This window comes from Vibrio sp. R78045, from assembly GCF_042466085.1.
GTDB lineage: Bacteria > Pseudomonadota > Gammaproteobacteria > Enterobacterales > Vibrionaceae > Vibrio > Vibrio cyclitrophicus.
Genome location: NZ_JAXHBS010000018.1, coordinates 1,478,021 through 1,500,056, shown reverse-complemented (window position 1 = coordinate 1,500,056; position 22,036 = coordinate 1,478,021). Strand labels below are relative to the sequence as shown.

Here is a 22,036-nt window from a genome sequence, read left to right as displayed (position 1 = left end):
ATGGAAAAGAAACATTTAGTTTTGGCATCCGGTTCTCCACGCCGCAAAGAATTGCTATCGCAACTTGGTTATGAGTTTTCTGTCCTCGTAACCGATGTTGAAGAGTGTAAACATGCCCAAGAAACCGCCGAAGAATATGTTAAGCGACTATCTTTAGATAAAGCCTTAGCAGCGTTGTCTTTATTGAAAGATAACCCTTCTGAAAAGCAGAATGTCATTTCTAGTTCTGATACTGTAGATCCTAGTTTTGATAATGCAGCTGTTGGCTCTGAGATCGTCGATCTTAGCTCTGAAGCTGTTTCTCTTGATTCTGAAACAGTGGTTCTTGGTTCTGACACAGTTGTCGTTAGCCAAGGGCAAGTGCTCGAGAAGCCCACTAATTTTGCCGACTCTAAGCGCATGCTTACTCAGTTAGCGAATGATCGTCACCAAGTGATGACGGCCGTTTCTGTGGTGTCGGAAGAAAAACAAAGAACAGAAATCATTATTACCGACGTATGGTTTAAACCCCTCAGTGAAAAAGAAATAGAACAATACTGGCAAACAGGGGAGCCATGCGATAAAGCCGGTAGCTATGGAATCCAAGGTTTGGGCGGACGCTTTGTTACCCGAATTGAAGGTAGTTATTACGCCGTTGTCGGCTTACCTTTATTTGAAACGGACCAGCTACTGCAAGAATTCTTATAATTACTAATCTGAGGTGCACCATGAGTGCTGAATTGTTGCTGAACGTGACCCCGAGTGAAACTCGTGTGGCCATGATTGAAGGGGGGGCTCTTCAAGAGATCCATGTCGAACGAGATGCTCGACGCGGTATCGTAGGAAATATCTATAAAGGACGTGTAAGCCGTGTACTTCCGGGAATGCAGGCGGCTTTTGTGGATATAGGCCTTGAAAAAGCAGCTTTTTTGCACGCCTCTGATATTGTTCCACACACTGAATGTGTTGCTGAAAACGAAAAGAAGCAATTTCAGGTTCGTGATATTTCAGAGCTTGTCCGTCAAGGACAAGACATTGTGGTTCAAGTCGTCAAAGATCCTCTTGGTACCAAAGGTGCCCGCTTAACCACTGATATTACTTTGCCATCTCGCTATCTGGTCTTTATGCCTGGTGCAAGTCATGTTGGCGTATCTCAGCGAATTGAAAGTGAGTCTGAACGTAATCGTCTTAAAAAAGTCGTGTCTCGTTACTGTGACGAACATGGTGGCTTTATCATCCGTACCGCAGCAGAAGGTGCAGATTCGAATGAGTTGGCTCAAGATGCGGCATTCTTAAAGCGACTATGGCTAAAAGTATTAGAGCGTCGTGGTAAGCACAAAGCTCGTACACGCTTGTACGGTGAGCTGTGCCTAAGCCAACGTATTTTGCGTGACTTCGTTGGTACTGAGTTGAGTAAGATTCAGGTCGATTCTCGTCTAGAGTATGAAAATCTTAAAGAGTTTACTTCTGAGTACGTGCCAGAGCTGACTGACAAGCTTGAGCTGTATGAAGGCGATAAGCCTATCTTTGATATGTACGATACCGAAAACGAAATTCAACGTTCATTGGATCGTAAAGTCGAATTAAAATCTGGTGGATATCTGATTATCGACCAAACGGAAGCGATGACCACTGTCGACATTAACACTGGCGCATTTGTTGGTCGTCGTAATCTAGAAGAAACCATTTTCAATACCAACGTAGAGGCGACTCAAGCGATAGCTCGACAACTGCGTCTGCGTAACTTAGGTGGCATCATCATTATCGACTTTATTGATATGTTGTCTGAGGAACATCGTAAGCGAGTACTAACTTCATTAGAAGCTGCGCTAGACAAAGATCGCGTGAAAACCAATATTAATGGCTTCACACAGCTTGGTTTGGTGGAGATGACTCGTAAACGTACTCGTGAAAGTATTGAGCATATTCTGTGTTCAAGCTGCCCCGCTTGTGAAGGCCGCGGCAGCGTGAAAACAGTCGAAACGGTTTGTTATGAAATACTTCGAGAGATCACGCGCGTGAATCGTGCCTACGACGCCGATAAGTTCGTTGTCTATGCCGCAGCCGCAGTCGCTGAGGCGTTAGAGGGCGATGAATCTCATGCGCTTGCTGAGCTTGAAGTCTTTATTGGTAAACAAGTCAAAATCCAGGCTGAGCCTCTGTACATACAAGAGCAGTTTGATGTTGTTATGATGTAATGGATATTTTGTGAGCTCAAGCGCTACTCTGATTCTTCGTGCATGTTTATGGTTAGTGGTTACTCTCTTAGTAACGCTAGCCATTGCCGTGACTACACTTCGTGTAGCCTTACCTAATTTAAACAAATATCAATCTGAAATTGAGGTTTGGGTAAATCAACATTCCGGTTTTGAATTCTCCATTCAAGATGTGGGCGGTTTTTGGCGCAACACTCACCCTTCTATAGCTTTACAAGGTGTTAAAGCCAGCCTTCCTAATGCAGAAGATGTCACTTTCTCTGTTGAGCGTGTTGAAGTTGAGTTTGACTTGATTCAATCGTTCGTTCAGATGCGTCCGGTTGTGGCCGATCTGGTCATGAACCAAATGTATCTTGATATCCGATCTATTGATCTGTTTGCTGGTCAAAACGGCCAACAGAAACCGAAAAAGTCGAATTCTTCAAAGCGGGTTATACAGGAACTGGATAATCTACTCCTGAAAACTTTAGTGGATGTGACGGCTAAAGACTCAACCCTTTTATACCGTGCAATCTCTGATGAAGAACGTCAACTCGACATAGAAACTTTAAAATGGCAAAACTCAGGTAAACACCACCTTGCAGAAGGTGTGGTGAGTATTAAAGATGCCAACTTAAACTCCCTGTCAGTGAGTGCTAACTTTGTTGATGGTGGCTCGCTGACCGATATGTCGGGTGAGTTCTATGTGAGCGCGGATAGCATCTCGATAAAACCTTGGTTAACGCGTTACATGCAGGCAGAGTCCGGTGTGGAAACGGGTACGGTGAGCCTTAATAGTTGGTTAACTCTGAAAAACAGTAAGCCAGTGAGCGCTTACGTTGAGGTATTACCTTCTGAACTGACTTGGAATGAAGACGGGCGCCACGATTTGATGATTGAATCTGGCGTGTTTAAACTTTCTCCGTTGGAAAATGGCTGGCAAGTGAATGGTCACTCACTTAACTTAAGAACCGATGACACGCCTTGGCCAGAACTCGATGTTGCATTCAAATGGAACAAAGGTCCGTGGCAACTCAACGTTTCTGAGTTGGATATTGCCACCATTACTCCGCTAATTAAGTTGTTGCCTGATTCCGAGCAATCCACTCAAATGATTAATTCGTTGGCTCCAGGCGGTTTGGTTTCTGATATTCGCGTCTCCATGGATTCAGGCATCGAAAGCTTGCGTTATTCTGCAAGTTTTTCTGATATGGCTATCGAGCAATGGGAGTTAGTTCCAGGCTTTAGCCAAGTGTCAGGCAGTGTTTTTGGTTCAGCATCTGAAGCGAAAGCCAGCTTGCATGTTATTGATGATGTGTTTCCTTATGGTGATGTTTTCCAAGCCCCTCTAAATATCAAACAAGGTCAGGTTGACATTGTTTGGCAGCAGGATGAAAACGGCTGGAAGCTTTGGTCGGATAAAATCACGGCAGCAACGCCAGATTTACAAGTTCTCGGCGCATTTCGTTTAGATTTTCCAAATGACGCAAGCCCTTATCTTTCTTTTTATGGTGAAGCGGACGCTTACAATGTTGGTGAAACCTGGCGTTATTTACCGACATTGGCACTTGGCCAAGATTTAACTGATTACCTTTCCACGGCGATTCAAGCCGGTAAAGCCGACACCGTTAAATTACTTTGGCATGGTGAATTAGCTCAATATCCGTATACCAATCATGATGGTATTTTCCAAGTTTGGGTTGGGTTAGAAAACGCGAAATTTAGTTTTGATACCGGCTGGCCTTTGATTACCGATCTTCAGCTTGATCTGTTATTTGAAAATGATGCGATGCACTTGGATTCTCGCTCAGCTCAATTAATGGATGTCACTGCAGATCGTATTACGGGGCGTATTCCTTATTTAGGTCAAGGCGGCCATATTGAAATTGAAGCGAAAGCAACCGCGTCTGGCAATGCGGTACGTGATTACATGACAGCTTCTCCACTCGTCGATTCAGTCGGGGCTGCCTTAACGGCGCTTCAAGTGAGTGGCGATGTGTCATCCGAGTTTCAGCTTAATATTCCGTTTGATTCTGAAAAGGAAGCAAGAGCGTGGGGCTATGCTGATCTCAATGGTAACCATGTCGAGATTGAAGCTCCGCCGATGGTACTTGAAAACACCACTGGACGTATTGAGTTTGATAATGATGTAGTGACGGCGAGTGGCCTTGCTGCAGATTTACTTAAACAGGGTATCTCTCTTGATTTCAAAGGCTTGAATGATGGCCCGGGCTACGCGGTTGATATCGATGTTCTAGGCGATTGGGATGTTAAACCTCTAGAGCCTTACATTGGTGAACAGTGGCTAAGCCGTTTGTCTGGCCATGCTCAGTGGCAAAGCCAAATTGATATTCAGCTTAACGATATCGGTTTTAGTTACCAATTGGATTTGCAGTCAGATCTTAAGTATTTGGCCAGTGATTATCCATATCCATTGGCGAAAAAGTCATTAGAAAGTGGCTCTGCAAGGTTACAAGCCTCGGGCAACCAAGAAGCGATTACTGCACGTTTACAGCTCCCTAGTACCAAATATCAAGCTGAAATTGATATCACAGGTGATGTTCCTCAGTTAACGGCGACCAATTTAGTGCTTGGTCGAGGAGGTTACAAAATTAGCCCTGTCGTTGGCCATCATGCATTAATTCGTACTGATAAGTTCAATGCTGATGATTGGTTATCGGTCGTGATGGAGCCTGTGAAGCCTTCAAACGCCGTGCTCAGTCAAATGAATACTCCAACAATTCCTGCGCCAAGCCGTGTTACGTTCGAGAGTAAGGAGCTAATTTTAGGTGGCATTCCTTGGAATGATGTCGACTTTAGTGCTCGTAAAAACAAACAAGCATGGCAAATGGAAGTCTCTAGCCAAGAGATCGAAGGAGATATTAATTATCTGCCTCCTTACGATTTAACGGTTTCATTAGATCGTTTACATTTGTTTGTTCCAGAGTGGAGCGATCAGAAAAACCAAGAGCAACTGCTACAACGTAAAGCGCAAGAAGCACCGTTGATCTCTGATTTGGATCGAGAGATCCACGATGCGATGCCGAACCTGAAGTTAACTTTGAACGACTTTTGGCTACAAGGTTACAAGGTTGGCAAGGTTGATGTTGAAGTGGCTAGGAACGAAGATCGGATAGAGTGGAATAAGATCCAGGTTCGAAGTGGTGGCAATAAAGCCGATATCAGCGGTTGGTGGGAACTGAATGGTGACAAGAGTCATTCATCGTTGGCTGTTGATGTAGAAGGTGAAAACAACAGTGAATTGATGGAACGATTCGGTATTACTTCAGGAATTCAAAAAGCACCATTCGCGTTGGAAGGTCAACTAAATTGGGATGGTTCGCCTTGGGGGATTAAAATGGATACCCTTGATGGCAACGTTAAAACCAAGTTTGGTAAAGGTATTATCTCGGATGTGAGCGGTGCGGCTCGTTTACTTGGCCTGTTTAGCCTAGATTCGATCATCCGCAAGATGCAGCTCGATTTCTCAGACGTGTTTGATAAAGGCATGGCGTTCAACAGCATCACAGGAACGGGTAAGATTCAAAATGGTATCTTTCTGACTAATGACTTAAACATGGATGCCGTTGCTGGTGAGATGAAGATCAAAGGTATCGCTAATCTTAATACCCGACAGGTGGATGCGGAAGTTAATTTTACCCCAGATATTACCTCTGGCATTCCTGTATTAACGGCCTTTGCGGTAACCCCTCAAACGGCGCTGTACGTATTAGCGGTGACTACGGTTATTTCTCCAGTTGTTGAAGTTTTTACCCAAGTTAATTATTCGGTAAAAGGACCATTGGATTCACCAACGGTGAGTGAGCTTTCTCGTAGCTCTGGTGAGTTTCAGTTACCCGAAAAGCTTAGGAAATTAGCTCAATAGTCGTGAATGCTTGAATAGCTCATACTCGAACAGGTCAATAGACAAATGAGCTAATACTTGAGTTGGTCAATACACTTGCTGATTAACATACGATAAACGCTGTTTTCTGAATCATAATGAATGGAGGAACTATACACATGGATTGTGTTGGGTTGATTCAAATGACATCAGGTCCTAGTCCTGAGTTAAACTTTGATTATCTTGTTCAAGAAGTAGAAAAGTGCAAAGCACTAGGGGCTAAGTGGGTAGTTTGCCCTGAAAATGCATTAGTTTTTGGCAGTAAAGCCGACTATCACCAGTATGCAGAGCCCTTAAATGATGGCCCGTTGCAGAAGAAAGTGTCTGAATTAGCTTCGTTTCATCAAATCTGGATTATTGTCGGTAGCATGCCGATAAGCACGATTGAAGGCGTGACTACAACAACATTGGTGATTGACGACTTTGGCTGCTTAGTTGCACATTACGATAAGTTACATATGTTTGATGTTGACGTGGCCGATGCGCACAAATGCTATCGAGAGTCCGATATTTTCACTCCGGGTGATCGCGTTGTGACGACGGAAACGCCTTTTGGTCGCTTAGGTTTGAGTATTTGTTATGATGTGCGCTTTCCGCACTTGTATTCAGAGCTACGCAAGCAAGGTGCGCAGATCATTATCGTACCGGCGGCGTTTACAGCAGTGACTGGTCAAGCGCATTGGGAAGCCTTATTAAGGTGTCGTGCGATCGAAACACAATCTTGGATTGTCGCGGTAGGACAAGGAGGTAAGCATCCTTGTCAAAGAGAAACATGGGGACACTCAATGGTGGTTGATCCATGGGGACGAGTGGTCGCACAATTAGACCAAGAGCCTAAAAGTATGGTGGTCGAAATAGACATATCCAGTTGTGAGTCAATTAGGCAAAATATGCCGATAACGCAACATTCTCGATTCACCAATCAATTTTAATTACAAATAAGAGCCATTTATGAGCATTAATCAAATTGAAGAAGCGCTACTGAACCCGACAGGGCTTACGGAGCAAAATATCGCAGATACATTGGCGAGCATTGCTACCCGCCAAATTGATTATGCTGATATCTATTTTCAGTCAAGCTGGCATGAATCCTTGGTGCTAGAAGACAGCATCATTAAAGACGGTTCTTTCAATATTGACTGCGGTGTTGGTGTGCGAGCGGTATCGGGAGAAAAAACCGGTTTTGCTTACTCTGATCAAATCCAACTAGACGGTCTTAAGCAGAGTGCGATTGCTGCGCGTGGTATCGCTAAGCAAGGTCAAAACGGCAAGGTACAGGCCTTCAAACGCAATTCTAACCAAGCTTATTACGATGCTGTTAACCCACTCGCTAGCTGGGAAAAACAACAAAAAACAGAATTACTCAAAGCGCTTGATGCTTATATTCGAACTAAAGAACCGATGGTTACTGAGGTTTCGGTGAGTTTAAGCGGTGTGCATGAGCAGATGCTGGTTGCTGCAACTGACGGCACTTATGCTGGTGATATTCGCCCGCTGGTTCGTTTGTCTATTAGTGTACTGGCACAAAAAGGCGATCGTCGTGAGCGCGGTAGTGCTGGCGGTGGTGGTCGTTTTGGTTATGACTTCTTCCTAAGTGATGCTAATGGCTCTCAGGTTGCTTATCAATTTGCAGATGAAGCGATTCGCCAAGCTTTAGTTAACCTCGAAGCGGTTGCGGCACCTGCAGGTGCGATGCCTGTAGTATTAGGTTCTGGCTGGCCAGGCGTTTTACTGCATGAAGCGGTAGGCCACGGTTTAGAAGGCGACTTCAACCGTAAAGAGTCGTCAGTATTTTCTGGTAAAGTTGGCGAACAAGTTACATCAAGCCTATGTACGATCGTTGATGATGGTACATTGACTGACCTGCGCGGTTCATTGAACGTTGATGATGAAGGCGTTAATGGTCAGTACAACACGCTGATCGAAAATGGCATCCTAAAAGGTTACATGCAAGATAAGCTTAATGCTCGTTTAATGGATGTAGCACCTACGGGTAACGGTCGTCGTGAGTCTTACGCACATCTTCCGATGCCGCGTATGACAAACACTTACATGCTGCCGGGTGAGCACACACCGGAAGAGATCATTGCTACTGTTGAGAAAGGCATCTACGCGCCGAACTTCGGCGGTGGTCAGGTAGATATTACTTCTGGCAAGTTCGTGTTCTCAGCTTCTGAAGCGTACATGATTGAAAACGGCAAAATTACTCACCCAGTGAAAGGTGCAACGCTGATCGGTTCTGGTATTGAAGCGATGCAGCAAGTGTCTATGGTGGGTAACGACCTTAGCCTAGACCGTGGTGTGGGTGTGTGTGGTAAAGCAGGCCAAAGTGTCCCTGTTGGTGTTGGTCAACCAACATTGAAGCTAGACTCGCTAACGGTGGGTGGTACTGAGTAATTCAGAAGAATCTCTGCCAACTTACTTCAAAAGATTAAATTGAAAAGCGCCTCCAATGTGAGGCGCTTTTTGTTTTTAGATTACGGATTCAGTGTGAGTGTATCGAGTTGCTACATGTTCTCTTCGGCAAACTCTGCCAGTCGGCTACGTACCACGCCATTGAGGTGGATATTGGCACTGCCTTCGAAGTTTTTAAAACGCTCAACCATGTAGGTTAAACCTGAAGTCACAGGGGTTAAGTAGGAAGAATCTATTTGGGCTAGGTTTCCTGAACAGACAATCTTGGTGCCTTCACCACAGCGGGTGATGATGGTTTTGATTTGTGAAGCGGTTAGGTTTTGGCACTCGTCGAGAAGAACGAACGCATTTTGGATCGAGCGGCCACGCATAAAGTTGATCGATTTGAATTGGATATTGGCTTTATCACAGATGTATTTCATTGAGCCTTCTGTGCAATGATCATTTTTGTGTAGCGCCTCTAAGGTATCCGTTACTGCTGCTAACCATGGCAACATCTTTTCTTCCTCGGTTCCGGGAAGAAAGCCAATCGACTCGCCAATATCGGGCGTGTTTCGAGTTACGATGATCTTATCGAAATGTTTACGCTCAATGGTTTGCTCTAGCGCTGCAGCCATAGCTAACAGTGTCTTACCACTCCCTGCAGCCCCCGTTAGGATCACAAGGTCAATATCGGGATCGAGTAGGGCGTCGATCGCCATACCTTGATAGATGTTCTTAGGTGTAATATCCCATGCTCTTCGGTTCATCAACCGTTCACGACTAAGATCTCTCAGAGTGATGGTTTCGGTTTCAATCTCTTCGACCCGAGCGGCAAAGTCACTCTCCTCGTCAATCACATATTGGTTGAGAAAGGTTGGCTCGAAAGGTGCTCTTGCTAGAGTGTGTAACGTCTTTCCCCCTAGAGCCTTACTCTCGACATTATCAATGCCATCCCAAAATGCCCCTTCGAGTTGCTGAAAGCCTTTAGTCAGGTATTGGATATCATCGATCAATTGGTCTGTTTGATAATCTTCAACGAAGCGAACACCTGCGCCTTTGGCTCGCAAGCGCATGTTGATGTCTTTGGTGATGAGAACCACTTCACGTGGCGCGCGTTTGTTTTGAAGGTAGAGGACGGCGTTGAGGATTCGATTATCGCCTGCCTTATCATCAGCGAAGGCCTTAATGCTTTCTTGAAGTTCGTAGTCTGCGAGTATGGAAATACTGCCGGATGCGTTTATTTCTTTAGAGAAAGGAATGCCTTCCGAGATTTGATCGGGTGTGGCTTCCCTGAATAAATCTTCGAGCGTGCGAATCGCAATTCTCGCATCTCGAGCAACGTCTCTTTTACTGTCTTTGATTCTGTCGAGTTCTTCTAGCACGGTCATCGGGATAACGACATCGTGCTCTTGGAAAGAAAATATAGCGAAGGGTTCGTGAAGTAGGATATTGGTGTCTAAAACAAATAGCTTCCGGTTGGTCTCGCCCATAGCATCTCCTTGCCGTCGTACGGCTTGCTTTGCATTCATTGAACGTAGATAAAGCTCATATAAAGATTAGTAGCTCATTCTGGTGATAGTCAACTACTTACCTAAACTTCATCTAGAGGAATATCGACATATCGTTGTGAGTGAATATGGCGTGTTCATTTAAGAGCAGCAATCTGCTACCTATAGATTAACCATGATTTTTTGACAGTTTGATTGCATTGGCGAAAACAGAAAAAAAGTGTGAAATCATCGCCTTTAGGCGTGACCTAAATCACAGCATCGAGTAATATTAGCGACCTTTTTCTGCACCATTTTCTTGAGATATTTATTATCGAGAGCGCACTTAAAAAGTGGCTGCAAACTAGGCATTTTTGGCTATATTTTTAATGCAGGAGCGATAACGCTCTTGTTTAAATTGCAGTTCAAATGACCAAATTCCAACTATAAGATTGAGGTAGTCGATTCATGACATTTGCTTTGGGGCAACGCTGGATAAGCGATACGGAGAGCGATTTAGGTTTAGGTACCGTTGTAGCAATGGATGCTCGTACAGTGACACTAATGTTTGCAGCGTCAGAAGAAAACCGTGTCTATGCACGTACTGATGCTCCCGTAACCCGAGTAACGTTTAATGTAGGCGATGTCATTGAATGCCAAGAAGGTTGGTCTTTATCTGTCGAAGAAATTATCGAAGATAAAGGGCTGCTGACGTATTTAGGTACGCGTGAAGATACTCAAGAAACAGAGGTGACTCTGCGTGAAATCTTCTTAAGCAATCAAATCCGCTTTAATAAGCCGCAAGACAAACTGTATGCGGGCCAAATCGACCGTATGGATAACTTTGTGTTGCGTTACCGCGCGCTAAGCAATCAATATCAACAACACAAGAGCCCAATGCGTGGCTTGTGTGGTATGCGAGCAGGCTTAATTCCTCATCAGCTGTATATTGCTCATGAGGTGGGTCGTCGTCACGCTCCACGTGTTTTGCTGGCCGATGAAGTGGGTCTAGGTAAAACCATCGAAGCGGGCATGATCATCCACCAACAAGTTTTGTCTGGCCGTGCTGAACGTATTCTTATTGTGGTACCTGAAACTCTGCAACACCAATGGTTAGTAGAGATGATGCGCCGTTTCAATCTGCACTTCTCTATCTTTGACGAAGAGCGTTGTATTGAAGCCTTTGCAGAATCAGATAACCCATTCGATACACAACAATATGTTCTGTGTTCTTTGGATTTCCTACGTAAGAGCCGCAAGCGCTACGAACAAGCACTTGAGGGTGAGTGGGATCTGTTGGTTGTCGATGAAGCGCACCACCTTGAGTGGAGCCAAGACAAACCAAGTCGCGAATACCAAGTGGTTGAAGGTTTGGCTGAAAATACCTCTGGCGTACTGCTACTGACAGCAACGCCTGAGCAGCTTGGTCGTGAGAGCCACTTTGCACGTCTGCGTCTTCTGGATCCTGATCGCTTCTACGATTACGAAGCATTCGTTGAAGAAGAAGACCAATACGCACCGGTTGCTGATGCAGTTACTGCACTGTTCTCTGGCGTGAAGCTTGAAAACAGCGCGAAGAACCAGATTACTGAACTGCTTTCTGAGCAAGATGTTGAGCCTTTGTTCCGCATCATTGAAGGTGATAGCAGCGAAGAAGAGCAAGCGTTAGCTCGTCAAGAATTGATTGATAACCTTATGGATCGCCATGGTACAGGTCGTGTTCTATTCAGAAACACACGTGCTGCAATCAAAGGTTTCCCTAAGCGTAATGTAAACTTACTGCCGATGGAAATTCCAACGCAGTACACAACTTCGATGCGCGTATCTGGCATGATCGGCGGCAAGATGGCTCCTGAAGCTCGTGCGATGAAGATGCTGTATCCAGAAGAGATCTTCCAAGAGTTTGAAGGTGAAGACTCAAGCTGGTGGCAGTTCGATTCACGCGTTAACTGGTTGATTGAAAAGATCCAAGACAAGCGCAGCGAAAAGATCCTAGTAATCGCTTCGCGTGCGAGTACGGCTCTTCAATTAGAGCAAGCACTGCGTGAACGTGAAGGCGTGCGTGCAACCGTATTCCACGAAGGCATGTCGATTCTAGAGCGAGATAAAGCGGCGGCTTACTTTGCTCAAGAAGAGGGCGGTGCTCAGGTGCTTATCTGTAGTGAAATCGGGTCTGAAGGTCGCAACTTCCAGTTCGCTAACCAACTTGTGATGTTTGATCTACCGTTCAACCCAGACTTGCTTGAGCAACGTATTGGTCGTTTGGACCGTATCGGTCAGCTTCGAGATATCGACATTCATGTTCCTTACCTAAAAGGTACATCACAAGCGATTCTAGCGCGTTGGTTCGATGAAGGTTTGAATGCGTTTGCAGAGACTTGCCCAACCGGTCGCACGGTTTACGACAAGTACTCAGATGTTCTTATCGAGATGCTAGCTTCTGGTAACACAGAGCAATTGGATGAAGTGATTGAAGAGTCAGCGAAGCTAAACCAAAGCCTGAAATCAGATTTAGAAAAGGGTCGAGATCGCCTACTAGAGATGCATTCAAATGGTGGCGATAAAGCTCATGAGATTGCAGAAAAGATCGCGTCTACTGATGGCGACACTAACCTAGTTTCTTTTGCTCTGAGCCTGTTTGACACCATTGGCCTGAACCAAGATGACAAGGGTGAAAATGCGCTAGTTGTAACGCCGTCTGAGCACATGATGGTGCCAAGCTATCCAGGTTTACCTTATGAAGGGGCAACGATTACGTTTGATCGTGATACTGCGCTGTCTCGTGAAGACATGAACTTCATTAGCTGGGAACACCCAATGATTCAGGGCGGTATTGATCTGCTACTGAGTGAAGGTGTCGGTGCATCAGCGGTATCGCTACTGAAAAACAAAGCGCTGCCAGTGGGTACTATCTTGCTCGAGTTGGTTTACCTTGTGGATGCGCAAGCGCCAAAGCGCAGCGGTATCAGCCAGTTCTTACCTAAGACGCCAATTCGTTTGATGATGGATGGCCGTGGTAACGATTTATCTGCTCAGGTTGAGTTCGACAGCTTTAACCGTCAACTAAGCCCTGTAAACCGTCACTTAGCGAGCAAGCTAGTGAACTCGGTACAAGGTGAGATTCACAAGCTAATTGAAGCGGGTGAGACGCACGTACTTCCTAAAGTGGAAGAAGTGCGTGAACAGGCTCAACGAGATATGCAGACTAACCTGAACGGTGAATTAGAGCGTCTACAAGCGCTTAAAGCCGTGAACCCTAATATTCGTGATGAAGAGCTAGAGGTTATCGAAGCTCAAATCAATGAACTGACAGGTTACATCAGCAAAGCTCAGGTTCAATTAGATTCACTACGTTTGATAGTGGTTTCTCACAACTAGTTTTGAATTAGTAAATGCTTTAACAAAAGAAGGCCTTCATGATGAAGGCCTTCTTTTTATCTAGCGTTTGAAAGGTGTTTTGATTGTTGAAAGGTGCAATGGTAAAGGAATTACATTAACCATTTCCACCAAACAAATACGGCTAGGAAACCAAATAGGTAAATAAGACCTGCGACAGACAACCATTTTAGCTTAGTGCCAATCGCGAGCGCTTTTGGAAGCTTTGTTTTACTGACTAAGATGAAGTTAAGCAATGCGAAGAATGGCGTAGTTGCAAAAGCAAGTACCATCGCGAAATCAAGCATAGGCATTAAAGCAGCACTGAAGAACATCACGATGGAGAGTGCTGCGAGAGAGACGATGACGATCCAACCCTGTAGCATTTTTGGGCTGCTTTCTTTTTTAAGCAATAGACGTTGTGATTCAGCAAGCACGCGTGAATAACCATCGATAACGGTAATGGTGCTGCCAAAGATACAGAAGAATGCGATCAGAGCGATTAATGGACGAGACCATTCACCAATCGTCGAAGCGTAGATACCCACCAATTGATGAGTGAAGCCAACACCAGAGCGAGACAGTTCAACACCTGAACCGTGAAGGACTAGCGCACCTAAAGCAACGAATACTAAAGCAAGCAGTGCTGTACCAATGTAGCCGACATTGAAATCGAACAGGGCTGATTGAGCGGTCACTTCTTGTTTCTCTTTTTGGCTTTTTAGCCACATAGAAGTGATGCTTGAGATCTCGATAGGAGCTGGCATCCAACCCATGGTTACCACGATAAAGCCGATAGCAGCCAATGACCAAGGCGACGGTGGAACAAAAGCCGCATCAGGTTCAACGGGAGAGCCAATCGCAATGGCGACTGCCGCTAAGGTTGTGATGGTCAGTATCGCCATGATCGATTTAGATAGCGTGTCGAGAGCGCGATAATGGCCGGCGAATAGAATGATTAAGCATGTCGCTAAAACGATCATGCACAATGTGCTGGTGGCCAAATCAAAAGGAACAAAGTAGCTAAGTAAGCTTGCACTGAATAACAGTAAGGCTGCGGTATTCACAACGGCTGAAATAGCACTCAAAATAGAAAAGATCACAAGGTAAGGGCGACCTAAGTTAGAGTAACCTTCCACCAAGCTTTGACCCGTTCCCAATGTATATTGGATGCCGGCTTTAAAGAACGGGTACTTAAATAGGTTCACGAGGATAATAAGAGCGGCAAGTTGCCAGCCATATATCGCACCAGCTTTAGTGGATGCAACTAAATGTGAACCTCCCACAGCAGCTGCTGCCATCATAATACCTGGGCCAAGAGACCGAATTAACGTTGATAGGGGAGCAGAGGTTTGTGCTTTTGTTGTTGTAGTTTTAACCGTACTTTCCATCATTTTTCCTTTGATGCTGACTTCTTATTTTCCGTTCCCCTATCAATACCATGTTTTGTAAGGTCGTCAACTTTTATGTACAAAAAAGACTTAAATTGTATTTTTTAATAAACAACTTGACCATAAGTTATTATTTAACAGTAACTAGAGGCTAGAATGGCGTTAGAACATTACGCACCACCGCGTGACCCCTGGATTGATATTGTTTATCAAGATGACGATATTCTTGTGGTAAATAAACCTGCTGGCTTACTTTCAGTTCCTGGGAGGTTACCAGAGCATTACGACAGTATGTGGAGTCGCCTAGTCGTGGATTTTTCAGATATTCAGGTGGTGCATCGCTTGGATATGTCGACATCGGGCTTGATGCTGCTCGCTAAACACAAACAAGCTGAGCGTCATTTGAAGAAGCAGTTTCAATATCGACTGACACACAAACTCTATTACGCGCGAGTATGGGGCCGATTGGAAAAAGCAGAAGGTTTGATTGATCTGCCACTCATTTGTGATTGGCCAAATCGACCGAGACAAAAAGTGTGCTTCGAGGATGGAAAACCCTCTCAGACTCGTTATATCGTCGAACAACAAGAGCCTCAAACCACACTGTTGAAGTTACTTCCTATTACGGGTCGTTCCCATCAGTTACGCGTGCACTGCATGGCGCTAGGGAATCCAATTGTAGGCGACGAGTTTTACGCAACGTCAGATGCGTTTAATTATAGCGATAGGTTAGCTTTGCACGCTTGTGAATTGAGTTTTTATCATCCGAGCACCAATCAATTATTCAAAGCCTTTGTCCCTTGTGACTTTTATCCTCAAGCACGAGCGCAAATTGAACAGCACTTTGAAATTGCGCCAGAGCTTCCAGACTACAGTAAGCTAAAAGCTTAGAATGACTCAATTGACATAAACTCAAGGACGTACAATGCCGAAGTTGAAAGTGGTCTTTCTCGACAGAGCCACCATCCCATCTCAAATCCATTTAAAACCGCTCAGCTTTGAACATGAGTGGTTGGAGTATGATTTTACAGCTCCCGATCTAGTTGCAGAGCGAGTCCTGGACGCGGACGTGATTATCACCAATAAGGTTGTGCTCAACGCAGACAATTTATCTCAAGCACAACAACTTAAGTTAATAGCGGTTTCTGCGACGGGTGTGAATAACGTTGATGTTGATTACTGCAATGAGAAAAACATAGCAGTGGCTAATATCCAAGGTTATGCGACTCAATCGGTGCCCGAACATGTAATCGCGATGCTATTTGCGTTAAAGCGTAATCTCGTTGGTTACCATCAAGATATTGAAGCTGGTGAGTGGCAAAAGGATAAACAGTTCTGTTTCTTTACCCATCCGATTCAAGATATCGCAGGCAGTAAATTGGGCTTAATGGGCAGTGGGAGCTTAGGACAAGCAACTGCCGCACTGGCTAAAGCGATTGGAATGAAAGTGATCTTCGCAGAACGTAAAGGGGCTGATTCTTGTCGAGAAGGGTATCTGCCTTTCGATGCTGTCTTACAGCAAGCCGATGCGATCAGCTTACATTGTCCGTTAACCGAAGCAACTCGCAATTTGATTTCAGAGCCAGAGCTAGCAATGATGAAACCAAGTGCGGTATTAATTAATGCGGGGCGTGGAGGGCTTGTCGATGAACAAGCTTTGGTTGAGGCTTTGGTCAATCATCAGATTGCAGGTGCGGGTATGGATGTGTTTACACAAGAGCCTGCGGACAAGTCGAATCCACTATTGGCTAACAGTCACTTATCCAATTTACTATTAACGCCTCACGTGGCATGGGGCAGTGACAGCTCAATTCAAAAACTGTCGGATATCTTAATGGATAACATCGAGGCATTTGTTGAGGGTAAGCCACAGAACTTAGTGAGTGAGTTCATTCATGATATGAGTGTCTTCATGGACGCTAATTAAGCGTTGCAGAAACAAAAAGGTTGGCTTTTAGGCCAACCTTTTTAGGTGTTTATCTTAACGTTTATCGAACGGGTTAGCCTTGAGGCTTAACTACTAACACATTGATTGGTGAGTTCTGTACGACTTTACTCGCGACTGAACCCAGTACAACTTTGTCGATTTTTGAACGCTTGTGGCTAGGCATGACGATAAGGTCGGCACCAAGTTTTTCAGCGTAATCTAGGATCGTTGTGTAGGTTTTGCCTTCGGCAACATGAACCTTATACACCACTTCATCATCGATGTGCTTATCGGCAAACTCTTTCAGCTGATTTTTAACATCGAGCTTCATTTGGTTCGCCGCATCTTTTGGGAAGTAAGACGCAACCATCGACATGTGAATGCCAGGTAGTACGTTCAGAATATGGATCTCAGCATTGCTGTGTTTTGCGTGCCATACCGCTAGCTCGACAGCTTTGTCTGAAAAGCCTTTGTCGTTAAGATCTACGGGAACAAGGATCTGTCTATACATGTATTCGTCTCTTTTTGAGCAGCGCTAAGTAAACACCAAACGCTGTAATTATCTTTTCCATGTAGTAAAAAAGCCAAATAGAGTAGAGCGCTACTTGGCTCTATCCATTACGCGCTAATCTCATCCTTACGAGCACGCCTTCTTTGGTTCATTGCTAAACCAATCAAAATCAGTAGGGCAGGCAAGAACACCCACTCTTTCATTGGTCGATCTGCATCTTGGATAACGGATTTAATTTCCCAATCAAAGTCAATACCAGCGGCTTCTGCAGGGCTACCGAACTCAACCATATCAACAATCATTTTGTCGTCAGCTTGTGTCAGCATTAAGCCCATTGAAGCAATACGGTCTTCACTTGTTGTTGCAGAATCTTCAAACGGAAGGCGAACTGTCTTCTCAGAATAGTTACCTTCTAAGTTTTCACCACCTACTCTCAATTCAAGTGATTGTCCCACAGATAGATTCTCTGTGATTTGAGCGATCTCAACTCCTGGTGAAAGAACTTTCTCTGGATAGATCATGTCCCACCAGAAACCAGGGCGGAAGAAAGAGAAGGTTAGAATCAACAGCAGTAATGTTTCCCACCACTTGTTCTTAGTAAACCACCATCCTTGTGTTGCTGCTGCAAAGATAAGTACTGCAGTAACAGAGGAGAAGATAGTCAGCGCTAAGTGCCACCAAGAATCAATCCCCATTAACAGTAGTTGGGTGTTGAAAATAAACATGAATGGCAATATCGCGGTCCGGATATCGTAGGTAAAACCTTGAATACCAGTGCGAATTGGGTCTGATTTCGCAATCGCGGCGGCAGCAAAGGCTGCCAAACCTACTGGAGGTGTATCATCCGCAAGAATACCGAAGTAGAACACAAACAAGTGAACCGCAATCAATGGAATGATTAGGCCGTGTGCTGCGCCCAGGGTAACAATGACCGGAGCCATCAAGGTTGAAACAACAATGTAGTTCGCTGTGGTTGGTAAGCCCATACCTAAGATTAAGCTGATTACCGCGGTAAACAACAGCATAAGAATGATGCTACCGCCTGAGATAAATTCAACGAAATCGGTCATAACAAGGCCGATACCGGTCAGAGTTACTACACCTACAACGGTACCAGCAGCCGCTGTCGCTACGCCGATACCGATCATGTTACGTGCGCCTGAAACCAAGCTCTCTGCGAGGTCAACGAAGCCCGCTTTGGTTTGTTCTGCAAGATCGTTCGATTTGTTCATCAGAGTCATCAAAGGACGTTGAGTGATCAAAATGAAGATCATGAAAACTGTTGCCCAAAATGCAGATAGACCCGGAGAGAAGCGCTCAACGGTTAGACACCATACTAGTACGACAATCGGTAGTAAGAAGTGAAGACCTGATTTAATCGTTGGGCCTGGGTCTGGAACCTCAGTAAGCTCAGCATCGATTTCCATGCCGCCTTCAGCGGCGTACTTTGCTGATACGCGAACGAGGGCAACATAAGCGATCAATAGCGCTACTGTTACGATTGGTGTTGCAGCATCGCCAAAGACATCTTTTGTCCAACCTACACCGTAATAAACCGCAGCGCTAATCACACATAGCCCAAGAATGGTACCCGTGAAGGAAAGTAGGCTTTGTACAAGTGTCGGTGTGTGACGGCGAGGTAAGCCAGTCATGCCCGCTTTACATGCTTCTAAGTGAACGATGTAAATCAGAGCGATGTAAGAGATTAGAGCGGGCAATAGTGCTGCTTTGATTACTTCTACGTAAGAAATACCCACATACTCAACCATCAAGAAGGCTGCTGCACCCATGATAGGTGGTGTTAATTGACCATTCGTTGAAGCCGCGACTTCTACCGCACCTGCTTTAGTACCTGGGAAACCGACACGCTTCATTAGCGGGATAGTAAAGGTACCTGTGGTTACCACGTTGGCGATAGATGAGCCTGAAACCAGGCCGGATAGGCCAGAAGCGACAACGGCTGCTTTCGCTGGGCCGCCTTTCATGTGGCCAAGTAAGGAAAACGCGACTTTGATAAAGTAAGCGCCGGCGCCTGCTCGTTCTAGCATTGCACCAAACAGTACAAACAAGAATACAAATGATGTTGATACGCCAAGTGCAACACCGAATACACCTTCAGTTGTTAGCCACAGGTGCGACATTGCCTTGTTTAGGCTCGCACCTTTGTGGGCAATAACGTCTGGCATGTGAGGGCCGCCAAAGGTGTAAAGTAGGAATACTGCTGCCACAACCATAAGAGGTGGACCTAAAGCGCGTCGTGTTGCTTCAAGCAGTAGAATCATTCCGAAAACGGCCGCAACAATATCAAATGTTGTTGGTGCGCCCGAACGTTCAGCGAGTTCAGTGTAGAAAATATAGATATAAGAAGCTGAAAAGCTACCAACAAGCGCTAATATCCAGTCGACAGCAGGGATGCGATCCCGAGGCGAATTTTTCATGGCTGGATAAGCGGTAAAGGCTAGGAAAATAGCAAATGTAAGGTGAATTGCTCGAGCTTCAGTATCGTTTAAAATTGCGAAGTTAAAAATGAACGGCAGCGGAGATGCATACCAAAGTTGGAACAGTGACCAACATAGAGGCACAAACCATAAAATACGGCCTTGGATACCGTGAGGGCTACGCGCACCAGTATCTGATTGTGCCACCATTTCTTGCACATCTGGAGACGGTGTTGTTGTCTGCGTCATGTACTTTATCCTTATTATTGATGGTCTGCCTTTCTTACGAACAACGAGACATTATTTATCCCTTATCTAGTGTAGTGAACTGACAGGTAAATGCGTTTTTGTTCGTCTTTGTCTTAGGCTTGATACGAAGGTAAGTTCTCCAAATTGGAGAAACTTAAAGGTTTGCTCTTTTCACTTGGGTTATTTTTATAAACGTGAAAAGCCAATAAGGAGGGCATGCCTCCTTATTGGTAGAGTAAGCTTAAAGTAGAGTTACTTTAGAAGACCTACTTCTTTGTAGTATTTTACTGCGCCAGGGTGAAGTGGGATAGAGATACCCGCTTTAACCATGTCTTCTTTCTTCAAGTTAGCAAATGCTGGGTGCAGGCGTTTGAATGTAGCGAAGTTTTCAAATACTGCCTTAGCAACGTTGTATGCAACTTCTTCAGAAACGTCTGAAGTCGTTACCATTGTTGCAGCAACACCAAAGCTGTTTACGTCAGCGTCTGTACCACGGTACATGCCAGCAGGAACTGTGCTGTAAGCGTAGTATGGGTTTTCAGCTACGATCTTGTCGATCTGTGGACCTGTTGCTGAAACCAGTTTTGCATCACAAGACGTTGTTGCTTCTTTGATTGATCCGTTCGGGTGACCAACCATGTAGATGAATGCATCAATCTTGTTATCACAAAGTGCTTGTGAGCGCTCAGAACCTTTTAGTTCAGAAGCAAGCTTGAAGCTGTCGTTAGTCCAACCCATAGCGTCCATTACAACACCCATGGTTGCACGATCACCAGAGCCTGGATTCCCAATGTTTACACGCTTGCCAGCAAGGTCAGCAACATTGTTGATACCAGCATCGGTGCGAGCGATGATGTTGAACGGTTCTGTATGTAGAGAGAACATAGCGCGAAGTTTCTTGTATTCGCCCTGATCTTTGAACTTACTTGTACCGTTGTAGCCGTGGTATTGCCAGTCCGATTGAACAACACCGAAATCAAGTTCACCAGCACGGATGGTGTTAACGTTGTAGATTGAACCACCAGTAGACTCTACAGAACAACGGATGTTGTGGTCTTTGCGGCCCTTGTTCACTAGCTTACAAATTGCACCGCCAGTTGGGTAGTAAACACCTGTAACTGAACCAGTACCTATTGTGATGAACTCTTGAGCGTTAACTGCGCCAGCGCCCATTACAGCAGCTGCAATAGCACCAACTTTAATCAGTTTGGTAAATGCCATGAATTTCCCTTCCTTTATTCATTATTAACCCTGAAACAAGTGTAGTTGTTTCTGGAGTTTCCTATTTGGAAACGGCACCTTTTTCAATCCATGTGATGAAAAAGTGTCTGAATAATATCAAAAATTGGCAGAAAATTACTCGAATGTTAAAAGATATAGCTAATAAATCTAACAAATGAGGCTTAGATATCGTGTTTAATTTGCTACTGATTTTTTTAAAATCAATGGTTTAGTGTAGATAACAGGGGGAGGGGGGATATATTCTAGGATGTGATTTGGATCACGAAGTAAATAGATATTCATGATCCATTAGTACGGTTGATAGTTATGAAACCGGGAACAATTAGCCAGCGTATTCAAACAGTTCGCATACTGAATCGAACAATTGCTTAGTGGTGACCGTCAAGGTTGGGGTGATGAAGATTGTATCATCGCCTGCGACTACACCCAGTATGCCTTCTGACTTACCTAATGAGTCTAATAAACGAGCGATAAGTTGTGCAGCACCAGGGCCTGTGTGTATCACAACTAATGCATTGTTGTGGTCAATATCTAGTACTAACTCTCTTAAAGAGCTAGAAACTGTCGGAACACCAAGTTCAGCTGGAAGGCAGTAAACCATCTCCATTTTTGCATTGCGAGTTCGAACAGCACCAAACTTGGTTAACATACGCGAAACTTTGGATTGGTTGATGCTTTCAAAACCTTCGTGTTTGAGGGCGTCAACAATTTCACCTTGCGAACCAAAACGTTCTTCTTTTAATAGAGCTTTAAAAGCGCGAACTAAGTTGTCTTGTTTTTCTGTATTGCGCATATGTCATTCTTATTCATTAACAAAGATATTTGCATATTCTCGCATACATATTCAATTTTAGCCAAAGTATCCCAGTAATTTGTTAGTCATATCACTGTAAATTTTTAATAGAATAATGTGTTATTTGCGACGAGTTATTTTGTTATTT

14 protein-coding genes are annotated in these 22,036 nt (G+C 44.7%); 8 read left to right on the top strand and 6 right to left on the bottom strand.

The features are described from left to right. The 5 genes from SJY39_RS28425 to tldD all read left to right on the top strand — a co-directional run bounded on the left by SJY39_RS28425 (position 1) and on the right by tldD (position 8,475). Positions 1 to 687, top strand: a complete 687-nt coding sequence (locus SJY39_RS28425; protein ID WP_016789720.1) for a nucleoside triphosphate pyrophosphatase — start codon at positions 1 to 3, stop codon at positions 685 to 687. A 20-nt stretch (positions 688 to 707) separates the two neighbouring features. Then, a complete protein-coding gene (gene rng / locus SJY39_RS28420) occupies positions 708 to 2,177 on the top strand; it encodes a ribonuclease G (RefSeq protein WP_010434379.1) in 1,470 nt (489 codons plus the stop codon). A gap of 10 nt (positions 2,178 to 2,187) precedes the next feature. Beyond that, a complete protein-coding gene (locus tag SJY39_RS28415) occupies positions 2,188 to 6,060 on the top strand; it encodes a YhdP family protein (RefSeq protein ID WP_372264082.1) in 3,873 nt (1,290 codons plus the stop codon). A gap of 137 nt (positions 6,061 to 6,197) precedes the next feature. Then, positions 6,198 to 7,010, top strand: a complete 813-nt coding sequence (locus SJY39_RS28410) for a carbon-nitrogen hydrolase family protein (protein ID WP_010434386.1) — start codon at positions 6,198 to 6,200, stop codon at positions 7,008 to 7,010. 19 nt (positions 7,011 to 7,029) lie between these two features. Beyond that, entirely contained in the window at positions 7,030 to 8,475 is a 1,446-nt protein-coding gene (gene tldD, locus SJY39_RS28405) for a metalloprotease TldD (RefSeq protein ID WP_016788308.1), read from the top strand. 110 nt (positions 8,476 to 8,585) lie between these two features. On the opposite strand, the gene SJY39_RS28400 is transcribed toward tldD, so the two are convergent. Then, positions 8,586 to 9,965 (bottom strand): PhoH family protein, encoded by a 1,380-nt coding sequence (locus SJY39_RS28400; RefSeq protein ID WP_010434391.1) that lies wholly within the window; start codon positions 9,963 to 9,965, stop codon positions 8,586 to 8,588. Between the two features lie 465 nt (positions 9,966 to 10,430). On the opposite strand from SJY39_RS28400, the gene rapA reads away from it, so the two are divergent. Next, positions 10,431 to 13,340 carry an RNA polymerase-associated protein RapA gene (gene rapA / locus SJY39_RS28395; protein ID WP_010434393.1) on the top strand — a complete coding sequence of 970 codons (2,910 nt, stop codon included), beginning with the start codon at positions 10,431 to 10,433 and terminating at the stop codon, positions 13,338 to 13,340. Positions 13,341 to 13,450: 110 nt separating this feature from the next. On the opposite strand, the gene SJY39_RS28390 is transcribed toward rapA, so the two are convergent. Beyond that, positions 13,451 to 14,728 carry an NRAMP family divalent metal transporter gene (locus SJY39_RS28390; protein WP_010434396.1) on the bottom strand — a complete coding sequence of 426 codons (1,278 nt, stop codon included), beginning with the start codon at positions 14,726 to 14,728 and terminating at the stop codon, positions 13,451 to 13,453. A 156-nt stretch (positions 14,729 to 14,884) separates the two neighbouring features. Between SJY39_RS28390 and rluA the strand changes: the two genes are divergently transcribed. Then, positions 14,885 to 15,619 carry a bifunctional tRNA pseudouridine(32) synthase/23S rRNA pseudouridine(746) synthase RluA gene (rluA, locus tag SJY39_RS28385; RefSeq protein ID WP_016788306.1) on the top strand — a complete coding sequence of 245 codons (735 nt, stop codon included), beginning with the start codon at positions 14,885 to 14,887 and terminating at the stop codon, positions 15,617 to 15,619. Positions 15,620 to 15,653: 34 nt separating this feature from the next. After that, positions 15,654 to 16,655, top strand: a complete 1,002-nt coding sequence (locus SJY39_RS28380) for a D-2-hydroxyacid dehydrogenase (protein WP_016792995.1) — start codon at positions 15,654 to 15,656, stop codon at positions 16,653 to 16,655. 73 nt (positions 16,656 to 16,728) lie between these two features. Here SJY39_RS28380 and SJY39_RS28375 read toward each other — a convergent pair whose 3' ends face one another. From SJY39_RS28375 to argR, 4 genes are all read right to left on the bottom strand, one after another. Further along, positions 16,729 to 17,166 (bottom strand): universal stress protein, encoded by a 438-nt coding sequence (locus SJY39_RS28375; protein WP_010434405.1) that lies wholly within the window; start codon positions 17,164 to 17,166, stop codon positions 16,729 to 16,731. Positions 17,167 to 17,273: 107 nt separating this feature from the next. Beyond that, positions 17,274 to 19,853, bottom strand: a complete 2,580-nt coding sequence (locus tag SJY39_RS28370) for a TRAP transporter permease (RefSeq protein ID WP_010434408.1) — start codon at positions 19,851 to 19,853, stop codon at positions 17,274 to 17,276. Positions 19,854 to 20,105: 252 nt separating this feature from the next. Next, entirely contained in the window at positions 20,106 to 21,074 is a 969-nt protein-coding gene (locus SJY39_RS28365) for a TAXI family TRAP transporter solute-binding subunit (protein ID WP_010434410.1), read from the bottom strand. Between the two features lie 343 nt (positions 21,075 to 21,417). Further along, a complete protein-coding gene (gene argR, locus SJY39_RS28360) occupies positions 21,418 to 21,888 on the bottom strand; it encodes a transcriptional regulator ArgR (protein ID WP_010434411.1) in 471 nt (156 codons plus the stop codon). Positions 21,889 to 22,036: the final 148 nt, after the last annotated feature.

Coding starts and splice junctions, on each gene's coding strand:
- SJY39_RS28425 (WP_016789720.1), top strand. CDS start 1: ATGGAAAAGAAACATTTAGTTTTGGCATCCGGTTCTCCACGCCGCAAA.
- rng (WP_010434379.1), top strand. CDS start 708: ATGAGTGCTGAATTGTTGCTGAACGTGACCCCGAGTGAAACTCGTGTG.
- SJY39_RS28410 (WP_010434386.1), top strand. CDS start 6,198: ATGGATTGTGTTGGGTTGATTCAAATGACATCAGGTCCTAGTCCTGAG.
- tldD (WP_016788308.1), top strand. CDS start 7,030: ATGAGCATTAATCAAATTGAAGAAGCGCTACTGAACCCGACAGGGCTT.
- SJY39_RS28400 (WP_010434391.1), bottom strand. CDS start 9,965: ATGGGCGAGACCAACCGGAAGCTATTTGTTTTAGACACCAATATCCTA.
- rapA (WP_010434393.1), top strand. CDS start 10,431: ATGACATTTGCTTTGGGGCAACGCTGGATAAGCGATACGGAGAGCGAT.
- SJY39_RS28390 (WP_010434396.1), bottom strand. CDS start 14,728: ATGGAAAGTACGGTTAAAACTACAACAACAAAAGCACAAACCTCTGCT.
- rluA (WP_016788306.1), top strand. CDS start 14,885: ATGGCGTTAGAACATTACGCACCACCGCGTGACCCCTGGATTGATATT.
- SJY39_RS28380 (WP_016792995.1), top strand. CDS start 15,654: ATGCCGAAGTTGAAAGTGGTCTTTCTCGACAGAGCCACCATCCCATCT.
- SJY39_RS28375 (WP_010434405.1), bottom strand. CDS start 17,166: ATGTATAGACAGATCCTTGTTCCCGTAGATCTTAACGACAAAGGCTTT.
- SJY39_RS28370 (WP_010434408.1), bottom strand. CDS start 19,853: ATGACGCAGACAACAACACCGTCTCCAGATGTGCAAGAAATGGTGGCA.
- SJY39_RS28365 (WP_010434410.1), bottom strand. CDS start 21,074: ATGGCATTTACCAAACTGATTAAAGTTGGTGCTATTGCAGCTGCTGTA.
- argR (WP_010434411.1), bottom strand. CDS start 21,888: ATGCGCAATACAGAAAAACAAGACAACTTAGTTCGCGCTTTTAAAGCT.